Raw genomic sequence first — 10,138 nt, forward strand, 5'->3', positions numbered from 1 at the left:
GCACCCGCACTGCGTCGGCCACCTGCGGCACCAGCGACATCGTGCCGATCAGCCCGGCGCCGTCGCCGCGCGTGAAGGTGCCGCGCGGTCCGCCGGCCTCGATGCCCTGCGCGATGACCGCGTCGACGCCGTGCTGCTCCAACGCCTTGGCCTCGGCCACCGTCGTGGCCGAACCGATGACGACACAGCCGGCCCGCCTGATCTGCGCGACCATGGCCGCCGGCGGTATGCCGTAATGAAAACTGACGGCCCGCGGACGCGTTGTCAGGATCAGCTGCAGCCGCTTCTCGTCGAAACGGGGCAGCGGATCGGTCGGCCGCGGCACGGCGCCGAGCCCCAGCAGCCCGTAGTAGAAGGCGAGCCGGGCGCGCACCAGATCGGCCGTCTCGGTATCAATCAGCGGCGCGGAATGCGCAAAGAAATTCAGGTTGAACGGCCTCGCCGAGGCGTGTCTGACCTGCGCAATCCGGCGTCGCGCGCTGTCGATCGACATCGTCCCGCATCCAAGCGAGCCGAGCGCGCCCGCGTTGCAGACGGCTGCGACCAGCGCCGGTCCGGCGTGTTGTCCCATGGGAGCCTGGATGATGGGATGGGCGATGCCGAGCAGGTCGAGCAGGCCGCTCCGCGGCCATTTGATCGGGTCAGGTTGCGGCTTCTGCAATGCGTCTGCGCGCGTGTTCGTCATATCAATGATCCATGCTGACCGCCGTTCGCGGCGGTGCGCCAATGTTGTTTTTCAATCGTCGGCGGCAAAATAGCTGCGGCTGTCCGCGGCTCATCGCGCCTTATTCGTTAGTACGAGGTATGCCGGTCCTCCGTTGTGCGCTGCTCTATGAACTTCCTGTGACAATTTATTCTCAGCGCGGGATCGCTGATCGTCGCGTCAACAGCGCGTGACTGACTCGTCACCTGATTACGGCTGTAACTAACAGGCGGCCTCGGGTTGCCGCGCAAATCGCCTGGCGACGGATGCAACGGCCGGCAACGATGGGTTAGGCATCCGGCCGGTCGCTTGCCCCATCATGACATTTGCAATATCGGAGGAAGTCGAGGGCCGGGTGCGACCCCGGACCCGGGCGATTGAAGCAGCGGCTATCTATAATGGAGCGATCGATGAGCATGACGGTGACGGGCATTTCCTCGATGGCGACCCGGCAGATCCTCTCCGAACTCGCGAGCGCGTATCAGCAGGCGACCGGACATGCCGTCAGCATCGAATCCGTCGGCGGCGTCGACGCCGCCAAGCGCATCCGTGCGGGCGAGTCCTTCGATCTCGCGGTGCTCGCCTCCGACGCGTTGCGCCAGCTCGAGGCCGACGGCGCGCTGGTCAACGGCAGTATCGTCGAGATTGCGGAATCGCCGATGGCGATGGCAGTGCGCGCAGGTGCGAGCCGGCCCGATGCGCTGGATCAGGCCGCCGTGCGCACGGCGCTGGCCAACACCGCCTCGATCGGCATCTCCACCGGCCCGAGCGGCGCGCATGTCGTCAAGCTCGCCCGCGATTGGGGCCTGGAGAGCGGGTTCGAGAGCCGCGTCGTCAAGGCCAAGCCGGGCATCCCCGTCGCGAAATTGCTCGCCGATGGTGTGGTCGAGGTCGGCTTCCAGCAGTTGAGCGAGATGCAGGGCGCGCCCGGCATCGAGATCGTCGGCCTGCTGCCCGAGACGCTGCAGCCGAAGACGATATTTGCCGCTGGTATCTGCAAGGCGGCAGCTCATGCAGACGCCGCGCGCGGCTTCATCACCTATGTGGCCTCTGCCGAAACAGCGGAGACCAAGCGCCGCCATGGCATGATGCCGGTTTGAGCTTTCGAAGGATCTGAGATCGAGATACCGAGATCGAACGGAATGATGCCCGGAGCCAGATGCCGTCCGGTTTGACCGTCCATGATCTCCGGGGCGTCGGCAACACGATGCCAGAGAAGATCCGGTTGATCGGCCGCTCAGTCACGCAATTTCGAGCGTGCAGGCGCTGTGCCGCTGTTGTCGTTGGTGGCGATGGTAGCTGCTACCGTTGGCCGGCTTGAGCCCGTGCTCGCAGCTATCGTCCATGAGGTAATCGACGTTGCAGTCATTTTGAACGCACTGCGGGCCCTCACTCCGGCCCTTGTCGGGGCGGTGCACGCATTCCCGGAATGAAGGGGCGCGCCGCGATGGGCGGGACACGATCGGGCCACCCATCGCACGACGCGCCTTCGGAGCCTTGGAGATCGATAACTACCGTTTATGTTTCGGATGACGTTCGCGCTGATGGATGCCTCCCGCAGGAATAGCAGCCCTTCCGGGCAGGAGAGCATGCGTCACGCGCCGCGCTTCTGCCGCCGGCGGCAATTGAATTTCAATGTTCTAGCGGTTGCCAGCCTGCATGGTCAAAATATTGGCCGTATTGAGCAAGCGCCTGGACGATTTTTGTCGCCCCGCGATTGCGGCCAGCCTCGGTCTTCATATCGGCCGCACCGTCGATGATCTGCTCGAGCACCAAGTGAAGTTGCTGGTCGGCCTGCTCGGGCAGCTTGCAGTTTCCCACCACATAGTCGATCTGCGTCTGGATGCCCGTCGCCAAGGCTTCATATTGCGCGGGCGTAAACACGTTTTTCTGAATGGGCGCCAACGATTGCGCCATGGCGACACGGATTTCGCTCATGCCGCGGCGCAGGGCGTCATCCGTCGACCACTTCTTGCCGTGGTCGAGCCGAAGCTGGACCGTCGCGGCAGGCCCGTCATGCGAATGGGGTCCAGCAGCGAGGGCAGGTGGTCCCATGGCGAGCCCGAGTACGACGACCGCGGGTATGAGCGACTTGGTCAGAATGGTCACTGGGTTTTCTCCAAAGAGTCTCTTTGCTCGCAGATAGGAGGACGAGGACGGCCAGGAGCTTGCGCTGGAGCAAAGTCCGGGGCGAATGAGCTGCGGCCCGACGACGCAGTATGCCTCGCGGGTCAGTCACCACGCGGTCGTTAGCCAACTAGCTGAAATGAATACGCGCCGGACCTGCTTTGATGCTGGTCTTTCATGCGGTCACGCTGATGAAGTTCAGCTCGCGCTGCTCTTCGGCGGCATAGTGCTCGGCACCGGTGCGCGCGGCGAGATACCCGCCGAGCCCCATCGCGATGGCTCCGGAGGCAGTGAAGTGCTTTTCGACGTGCGGCGTGGCGGGCACGGGATCCTCCATTGGATTGCGGATGAGAGGGCTGCTCAGTCGGCAGCCCTCTTGCGGCCAGAGATCATGGAGGCCACCAGGTTCTCGTGGTGCTCGAAGCTCGCGACCAGCACGCCGAGGACATGCGCTACGACGAGGCCGACGGTCAGGTTGGCGAAGAACTCGTGGACGTGCTCGATCAGCTTGGAGCCCCAGTAGGCGTCCGTCGTCATCATGTAGCCGGTAGTGCACGTGCCGGCCAGGGCGACCAGGAGCGCGACGATCATGGCGCCGCCGGCGGGATTGTGCCCGATGTAACGAGGAGCCCTGAGGAGTGCAACGTCCCGCAGATAGGCGAGCACCTCGCGTGGCGGACGAACGAAGTTCGAAAATCGCGCATGCCGAGGACCGACGAAGCCCCAGACGATGCGGGCCGCGAGGAGACCGGCTATGGTGTAGCCGGCTGCGACGTGCACCCGCTCGATCTCGTCGCCCGTGGCGTAGGCAAGAACGAACAAGCTCGCCAGCGACCAGTGGAAGACCCGCACGAACGGGTCCCAGACTTTGACGGTTGCCGGCGGCGTCGCGCCGCCGGCTCCTATCGTGTTGCTCAGGGTTCTCATTTGCGCACCGTCACATCTGGCCGACGATCTGGCCGTTGGTCGGATCCACGAACAGCTCGACCCGGTTGCCGGTCTTGTCGAGCGTGTAGAGCTCGCCGCAGGCGTTCTTGAGCTTGGCCTTCTGGACCTTGTAGCCCTGGGCCTCGACCTTGGCCTGAAGCTGCGCCATGGGCAGCCACTGGGCCTCCGGAGCCGACGTGCACGGCCTGCCGAGGCTGCTGGCCTGGGCGGAGGCTGCTCCGAGCACGATTGCGGCGACGGTAAGAATTGCGATCTTGCGCATAGGTATCTCCTGACGGACGCCGGCCGCACCATGCGGCGGCGATGCGGGGCAATCTGTCAGAAGCAGCCTGACGGCGACCTGTTGAGCCAGGTCAGCGATTTGTCAGGTGGGTTCTGGCATCCATATCTACCGGATGACGAGCTACCTCATGGACTCACGCCCTTATCGAATTCGCGCCCTGATGCTTGCGATCGCCGTCGTGGCCGCGGGCGGAGGAGCGTCGGCGTTCGCGCGCGACCACGACGACGCGCGACGAGCCGTCGAGGCCGGCGAGATCCGGCCGCTCGCGGAGATTCTGACGTCGATCAAGGGAAGGCTTCCGGGCGAAGTCGTGGGCATCAAGCTCGAACACGAAGCCGGCGCCTGGATGTACGAGCTGCGCGTCGTCGACGGCAACGGGCGGCTTTTCGAGATCCACGTCGACGCCCACAGCGGCGAAGTCGAACGGACGAAGGAGAAGTGATGCGCGTGCTCGTTGTCGAAGACGACCCGCGGATCGCGTCGGATGTGTCGCGCACGCTCGAAGCGTCCGGCTACGTGGTCGATGCGGTTGCGAATGGCGAGGACGCCTGGTTCCTCGGCGATACCGAGGACTATGGAGCCGTCATCCTCGACCTCGGTCTGCCCGGCATGGATGGGCTGGCCGTCCTGAAGCGCTGGCGCGCCAACGGCCGCCATATGCCGGTCCTCATCCTCACAGCACGGGGAAGCTGGGCCGAGCGGGTCGACGGGATCGATGCCGGCGCCGACGACTACCTGCCGAAACCGTTCCGGATGGAGGAGCTGCTGGCGCGCCTGCGATCGGTCGTGCGGCGGTCGACAGGTCACGCTTCTTCGGTCATCACCGCAGGAGAGATCACGCTGGACGAGCGGCAAATGAAGGTGACCCGCCGCGGCGTGCCGATCACGCTCTCGCCTCTCGAGTACAGGCTGGTGGCCCATCTCCTCCGGAATCGAGGCCGGGTCGTCTCGCAGCAGGAGATCGACGAGAACGTCTACGGCCACGGCGAAGAGCACGACTCGAACACGCTCGAAGTGCTGGTCGGCCGCGTCCGCAAGAAGCTGGGCCCGGACGCGATCGAGACGCGGCGCGGTTTCGGCTATCTGGTGCCGGAGGCCGCCGCGTGAACCGGCATTCTCTCAGGCTGCGCCTGGTCGCCGGCGGCTTCCTCGCGATCCTGATCGCCCTCGCAGTCGCCGGGGGCGGGCTCGTCCTTGTCTTCGAGCGACACGTCTCGCGCACGCTTGCCCAGGATCTCGATGTTCATCTGAAGCAGCTTCTCGCCGGCATCGACATCGACCCGCAAGGCAAGCTGGTGTTGACGCAGACCCCGGTGGATCCACGTTTCGCCGATCCTCTTTCCGGACTCTATTGGCAAGTCGGCGATGACCGCGGGCAGCTTCTCCGCTCGCGCTCGCTGTGGGATTCGGCCATGACGCTCCCGGCCGATCGGCTGGAGCCCGGCGAAATTCATCAGCACGAGGCCTCGGGGCCGGGAGGCCAGCGCGTGCTGGTCGCTGAGCGCGCCGTCACACTCGCCGGGGCCGGGAAGCCGGTGATCGTCCGCCTCGCCGTCGCCGAGGACCTGGCGAGGGTTTCGGCGGCGACCGCGGCCTTCGCGAAGGATCTCGCGATCGCGCTCGTCCTTCTCGGCTGCGTTCTGGCCCTTGCGACCTGGGTCCAGGTCGGCGTCGGCTTGCGTCCGCTCGTCGCGCTACGCCGCGGAGTGGCCGATGTCAGAGCCGGGCGAATTCGGCATCTACCGGCTTCGGTCCCGACCGAAGTCCATCCCCTCGTCGAGGAGGTCAACGCGCTCATCGATGCCCAGGAAGGTGAGATCGAACGGTCGCGTGGTCGCGCCGCGGATCTGGCGCATGGATTGAAGACTCCGCTCGCGGCGCTCGCGGCCGATGCATCGCGTCTTCGGGAACGGGGAGAGCGCGACATCGCCCAGGACATTGACGCCGTCGGCGAGGCCATGGGCCGCCATGTGGACCGCGAACTCGCCCGGGCGAGAGTCCGCGGGCGCACCAGGGGCGCGGCCGCGGCGTCCACTCCCGTGAAGCCTCTTGTCCGGTCGCTCATCGCCACTCTGTCCCGGATGCCCGATGGCGGACGCGTGAGGTTCGAGGACCTCGTCCCCGATGATCTCTGCGTTCCTTTCGACCGCACCGATCTCGCGGAGGTTCTCGGGAATCTCCTCGAGAACGCCGGCCGTCACGCTGCGGGCCGCGTCCGCATCACCAGCGATGCGAGCCGGCGAGGCCTGCTCGTCGAGGATGACGGCGGCGGCATCGAACCGTCCGAATTCTCGCGTGTCCTTGAGCGCGGCACCCGCCTGGACGAACGCGGTGGCGCTGCGGGCCTGGGCCTCGCAATCGTGCAGGACGTCCTGGAGGCGTATGGCTGGAGGCTGGACCTCTCCCGATCGGAGCTCGGCGGTTTGCGAGCGGCAGTAGCTGCTAAAGCGGCAGTGATCGAGCAGCCGGGCGCTTCGGCCGCGGCCATCGCCTCAGTCCCGGATATGGTGAGAAGTCTGACATCTCACTGACACGGGCCGTCACGTTCCTGACGACGGAGGCGAAAGAGGAGGTCGGCGCCATGCGGGAAGAAAAAGGCGACTGCGTGGCAGCGCCGCCGTCCTAAAGACGGCGGTTCAGATGGATGACGTCGGCGATGGTGCCGTCCTGCGGCGTCACGAGCAGGAGGTCCTTGTCCGCGAGCATTGCGTATTCGTAGTTCGCCGCAGGGGGCGCGACTCCCTGAACGATCCCGGGCACCTGGGACAAGCTTAGATCTTTTGGCGCCTTGGTTCCGAGCGTCGGCTGAAATCGCGACGGGACGGGCTGCATCTCGGCGAGACCGGCGATGCTCCAGGCGATCATCTGCCGCTGCGTTGCGGTGAGACCGATCCGATCCTTTTCTCGCGGGGGGGCGCCACCTTTCGTCGGTTGAGCCTGCTGTGCCCCGTTCGTCGCCACTGTCGTGGATTGTTGCGCGCTGGCGGGCAGCGATACCGTCGCGGTCGCCAGCAGGATGATGGCGAATTGTTTCATCGCGTGCCTCCTGATGGGAAGTTCTGTATTTTCCGTCCCAATAGACGGTGTCTGGAGAAACGCGCGGGCCGATCGGAGGTTTCTCACCGCTCGTGGTGTGGAAGGAGGATGCCGTCCGACCGTCCCAGTTGGAGCTCACTAGGCACCCTCTGCAGGCGCCGGCGCCGGGCGCGTGCGAACTGAGGTGAGCGAGCTTGCGTCGCGAGGCTGAAGGCCTGTAGATCCCTAAAGGGGCGGTTGTTCAAGCCGAACCATTTTCGAAATCCCAATCGGCGGAACGGGCGGCCCCGATTACCGTTCCCCAGCGTGCGGCGAGCCCGCGAACGTCGGGTGCCGAAAGGTCGGGCACTGTCACCCCTTGCCGGATCGTCCGAACCGGTGGCTACGTTGAAGGAAGAGAAATGGCTGTCCTGCACGCAAACCCTGGAGAGATCGTGGATCTTCGACCGCTTGGTCCCAAGCTCCGGGATGCGAAGACGACTGCGATCGTGAAAACTCCCTCCTTTGAGGCCGCCCGCCTCATCATCCGCGCCGGCGCGCACATCGCTCCTCATCAAGTGGCCGGTCCCATCACCTTGTACTGTATCGAAGGACGGGCGCGGCTCGAACTCCCTGACTCGAGTTTTGAACTGGCCGCGGGCGAGTGGGCGTACATCGAGGGTGGGGTTCGGCATGCCGTTCACGGCATTGAGGACAGTTCGCTGCTGCTCACGATCGTCTTCGACAGCTAAGGTGTGAAGGTCCGTCGGCCGGCGCCCAGCCAAAGCGCAGATGCCAAGCGGAAACCCCAGAGCGTATACCGTGCGGCGTCGCCGCGAAGCCGGCGACCTGTCGGGCGGCGACGAAGCACGCGCGGGTACTGGGCAAATCGAAGCGCGTCGCAATCGGGCGCTCGGCTGCGAGCCTTCGATCAGCAGTTGGAGCGGAAAATTACGTGGCCCATCGACTTAAGACCAGTCCGCTTTCTCCTCCCGCTACTTTATGCCAAAGTTCTCCTGCGGCCGTACAACGGGAAGAGGGGAAATCCGTATCATGATCATGGGTCGTGGAGTTGCCGACGCCCACGCCATAGGTGAGGGGGCTCTGGCTGGGCTTCCCGCGCGGTCTCTCAACCGCCGGGCGTTTCTGTTCGGCTCCGCTGCCGGTCTCGCCGCACTTGGCCTGGCGGGTTGCGCATCCGACTACATGAGTTTGGCTGAGGCGGAGAAAGTCTACGGGCCAGTGCCCGACGAGAAATTCCCGATTCCTGCTGTCGATGTCAGCAAGATAAATCCGAAATATTTTCGCAAGACAGTGCGCTACGACAGCAACGAGGCGCCCGGCACGATTATTGTTGATCCAGGCAAATACTATGTTTACCGCATCGAGGGCGAGGGAAACGCTACCCGCTATGGCGCCAATGTCGGCCGCGATGGGTTTCGGTGGAGCGGGGAGGCTTATGTCGGGCGCAAGGCCGAATGGCCTATCTGGACGCCCCCCAAGGAGATGATCGCGCGCCAGCCGGAGGCGGGAAAATATGCTCGCGGAATGCCGGGCGGTCTCGACAATCCCCTTGGTGCTCGCGTGCTCTACCTCTATCAAAATGGGGTGTACACGCTTTACACGATCTATAGCACCAGCGATCCCGAAACGATCGGGAACGGCATTACAAGCGGCTGCACCGGCCTCCTCAGTCAGGACATGATCGATCTCTATTCGCGAACGCCGGTCAAAACGAAGGTCATCGTGCTGCCAGCGTAGGCAACCGCGTCGGCCATCGGTCCAGGGTGCCACCTGCCAGTTTCGGTATCACCGTAACTGGAGGCGCTTGATCTCAATTTCCATCCGGATCCGGTGCCGCGCCCGCTACGTTCGGCATGTCCGCCTATTGCATGAAATCCTTCCAAATCTCTGGCGGCGAGCCGCCAGTAACTTATCGCGCTCGCGCCGCGCGTCTGCGAACGAGAACGTGCCATCCTTGCCGGTTGCCGTAGGGGCCGATGGAGTAGGTTTTCTGGCGGCCGCGGAAGCGGTAGTCCATCCGCCAGAGCTTGAGGCAGCGTCGCCGGGCCTGCTCGCGTCCGCCGTGACGAAGAGATAGAGCCAGCCGCCGGTCACGTCGGAGATCTTGGGGGACTTCAGGCGCCCTTGTCGAATTTCGGTCGGGCGGCACGGCAGTCGATATCGGTCCTGATCTACTTGGGATTGGCGCACGCGCCATCGTTCTTGCCGGCCATCTGCTCAATTCCTTCGTTCGGAAAAGCGAAAGTCGCGGTGAACGTTTGCGCGCGATTTGGAAACAGGCCTGAACAGCCCAGTTGGTGCCCCTGGCCGGCGTCGAAAAATTCAGCTAAATCATTGATCGAGCGATGCTTTGCAGTACAATTTTTTGGGCAATACCAGCGGCAACACCACAGGAAAATTCGGATATTTGGGTTCGAATCCGTCGCACCGGTTTTGGAGAGTTGGACTGAGTTGTGCATTCACGTTTTCGTTAAGATCCGCGCGGCGGACCCGAGGTCAGTCATCTGCCAACCAACATCCATGGATCAATCACTGAGTAAGCGTGGTTCGCTCAACGGAAACCGCTAGACATTCTCGGCTAATGAACTGATCTCGACTTCATTGACAATTTCGCGGATGAATTCGCCAGCCGCTACTGCCGATCGGCTTCGATCCGCATGGAAATGTATTGATGGTTCGAATCCCTCCCTCTCCGCCATACCAGCGTTCGCATTTGTTCGCGGCCATCCGCCAACCCCCTGAAAATTCGCCGTAATTTTAGCCCTTGATGCCTTCTGGTGTCCGCGCGGGTTCGCCCCAAAACGTGGGTAAATGCGCGCAGGATGTGGGTAGCATCGTGGGTAGGCTACGAGGCAGCGATGGCGCATCTGGTTGGCCGGTTGACGGCACTGAAGGTCGCGAAGGTCAAGAAACCCGGCATGTACGCCGATGGCGCCGGCCTCTATCTGCAGATTTCAGGCGACGGCGAAAATCTGCCCGCCAAATCCTGGATCTTTCGTTTCACCCTTCGGGGCCGCTCTCGCGAAATGGGCCTTGGG

Annotated in this window: 13 protein-coding genes and 2 pseudogenes; 8 read left to right on the top strand and 7 right to left on the bottom strand. The window is 63.9% G+C overall.

The features are described 5' to 3' along the window. Positions 1 to 685: NAD(P)H-dependent flavin oxidoreductase (locus WA702_RS13825; RefSeq protein ID WP_425111091.1), on the bottom strand; the 685-nt coding region annotated here is incomplete at its 3' end. A 428-nt stretch (positions 686 to 1,113) separates the two neighbouring features. On the opposite strand from WA702_RS13825, the gene WA702_RS13830 reads away from it, so the two are divergent. Together WA702_RS13830 and WA702_RS13835 are read left to right on the top strand one after the other, a co-directional pair. Then, positions 1,114 to 1,803, top strand: coding sequence for a substrate-binding domain-containing protein (locus tag WA702_RS13830; RefSeq protein ID WP_425111092.1), 690 nt, complete (start codon positions 1,114 to 1,116; stop codon positions 1,801 to 1,803). Positions 1,804 to 1,980: 177 nt separating this feature from the next. Then, a pseudogene (locus WA702_RS13835) lies at positions 1,981 to 2,270 on the top strand (hypothetical protein); the annotation flags it as partial. A gap of 65 nt (positions 2,271 to 2,335) precedes the next feature. Here the strand turns inward: WA702_RS13835 and WA702_RS13840 are convergent. From WA702_RS13840 to WA702_RS13855, 4 genes and pseudogenes are all read right to left on the bottom strand, one after another. Then, positions 2,336 to 2,812 (bottom strand): hypothetical protein, encoded by a 477-nt coding sequence (locus WA702_RS13840; protein WP_425111094.1) that lies wholly within the window; start codon positions 2,810 to 2,812, stop codon positions 2,336 to 2,338. Positions 2,813 to 3,032: 220 nt separating this feature from the next. Beyond that, positions 3,033 to 3,155, bottom strand: a pseudogene (locus WA702_RS13845) (VIT1/CCC1 transporter family protein); the annotation flags it as partial. Positions 3,156 to 3,190: 35 nt separating this feature from the next. Then, on the bottom strand, positions 3,191 to 3,757 hold the full coding sequence (locus WA702_RS13850) for a cytochrome b/b6 domain-containing protein (protein WP_425111095.1): 567 nt from the start codon (positions 3,755 to 3,757) through the stop codon (positions 3,191 to 3,193). A gap of 10 nt (positions 3,758 to 3,767) precedes the next feature. Beyond that, positions 3,768 to 4,040, bottom strand: coding sequence for a PepSY domain-containing protein (locus WA702_RS13855; protein ID WP_425111096.1), 273 nt, complete (start codon positions 4,038 to 4,040; stop codon positions 3,768 to 3,770). A 148-nt stretch (positions 4,041 to 4,188) separates the two neighbouring features. Here WA702_RS13855 and WA702_RS13860 point away from each other — a divergent pair, with 148 nt between their 5' ends. Genes WA702_RS13860 through WA702_RS13870 form a run of 3 tightly spaced genes read left to right on the top strand, consistent with a single transcriptional unit; the run spans position 4,189 to position 6,592 of the window. Further along, on the top strand, positions 4,189 to 4,503 hold the full coding sequence (locus tag WA702_RS13860; RefSeq protein ID WP_425111098.1) for a PepSY domain-containing protein: 315 nt from the start codon (positions 4,189 to 4,191) through the stop codon (positions 4,501 to 4,503). Then, complete coding sequence (locus tag WA702_RS13865) at positions 4,503 to 5,168, top strand: response regulator transcription factor (RefSeq protein WP_425111099.1); 666 nt, start codon at positions 4,503 to 4,505, stop codon at positions 5,166 to 5,168. Before WA702_RS13860 ends, WA702_RS13865 begins: the two co-directional genes overlap by 1 nt. After that, positions 5,165 to 6,592, top strand: coding sequence for a sensor histidine kinase (locus WA702_RS13870; protein ID WP_425111100.1), 1,428 nt, complete (start codon positions 5,165 to 5,167; stop codon positions 6,590 to 6,592). Before WA702_RS13865 ends, WA702_RS13870 begins: the two co-directional genes overlap by 4 nt. A gap of 91 nt (positions 6,593 to 6,683) precedes the next feature. Here the strand turns inward: WA702_RS13870 and WA702_RS13875 are convergent, their stop codons facing one another. Continuing rightward, positions 6,684 to 7,097, bottom strand: coding sequence for a hypothetical protein (locus WA702_RS13875; RefSeq protein ID WP_425111101.1), 414 nt, complete (start codon positions 7,095 to 7,097; stop codon positions 6,684 to 6,686). Positions 7,098 to 7,498: 401 nt separating this feature from the next. Between WA702_RS13875 and WA702_RS13880 the strand changes: the two genes are divergently transcribed. Both WA702_RS13880 and WA702_RS13885 read left to right on the top strand, forming a co-directional pair. After that, positions 7,499 to 7,828, top strand: coding sequence for a cupin domain-containing protein (locus WA702_RS13880; RefSeq protein WP_425111102.1), 330 nt, complete (start codon positions 7,499 to 7,501; stop codon positions 7,826 to 7,828). Between the two features lie 301 nt (positions 7,829 to 8,129). Further along, entirely contained in the window at positions 8,130 to 8,837 is a 708-nt protein-coding gene (locus WA702_RS13885) for a L,D-transpeptidase (RefSeq protein WP_425111103.1), read from the top strand. Between the two features lie 434 nt (positions 8,838 to 9,271). Here WA702_RS13885 and WA702_RS13890 read toward each other — a convergent pair whose 3' ends face one another. Continuing rightward, positions 9,272 to 9,559: a hypothetical protein gene (locus WA702_RS13890; protein WP_425111104.1), complete on the bottom strand. Its 288-nt coding sequence runs from the start codon at positions 9,557 to 9,559 to the stop codon at positions 9,272 to 9,274. Positions 9,560 to 9,958: 399 nt separating this feature from the next. On the opposite strand from WA702_RS13890, the gene WA702_RS13895 reads away from it, so the two are divergent. After that, the coding region (locus tag WA702_RS13895; protein WP_425111105.1) for an Arm DNA-binding domain-containing protein at positions 9,959 to 10,138 on the top strand (180 nt) is incomplete at its 3' end.

It is taken from the genome of Bradyrhizobium sp. (assembly GCF_049798375.1).
Taxonomy (GTDB): domain Bacteria; phylum Pseudomonadota; class Alphaproteobacteria; order Rhizobiales; family Xanthobacteraceae; genus Bradyrhizobium.

Excerpts from the sequence above, each read along its gene's own strand:
- WA702_RS13890 (WP_425111104.1), bottom strand. The coding sequence starts at position 9,559 with ATGCACAACTCAGTCCAACTCTCCAAAACCGGTGCGACGGATTCGAAC.
- WA702_RS13860 (WP_425111098.1), top strand. The coding sequence starts at position 4,189 with ATGGACTCACGCCCTTATCGAATTCGCGCCCTGATGCTTGCGATCGCC.
- WA702_RS13850 (WP_425111095.1), bottom strand. The coding sequence starts at position 3,757 with ATGAGAACCCTGAGCAACACGATAGGAGCCGGCGGCGCGACGCCGCCG.
- WA702_RS13880 (WP_425111102.1), top strand. The coding sequence starts at position 7,499 with ATGGCTGTCCTGCACGCAAACCCTGGAGAGATCGTGGATCTTCGACCG.
- WA702_RS13865 (WP_425111099.1), top strand. The coding sequence starts at position 4,503 with ATGCGCGTGCTCGTTGTCGAAGACGACCCGCGGATCGCGTCGGATGTG.
- WA702_RS13875 (WP_425111101.1), bottom strand. The coding sequence starts at position 7,097 with ATGAAACAATTCGCCATCATCCTGCTGGCGACCGCGACGGTATCGCTG.
- WA702_RS13855 (WP_425111096.1), bottom strand. The coding sequence starts at position 4,040 with ATGCGCAAGATCGCAATTCTTACCGTCGCCGCAATCGTGCTCGGAGCA.
- WA702_RS13885 (WP_425111103.1), top strand. The coding sequence starts at position 8,130 with ATGATCATGGGTCGTGGAGTTGCCGACGCCCACGCCATAGGTGAGGGG.
- WA702_RS13830 (WP_425111092.1), top strand. The coding sequence starts at position 1,114 with ATGAGCATGACGGTGACGGGCATTTCCTCGATGGCGACCCGGCAGATC.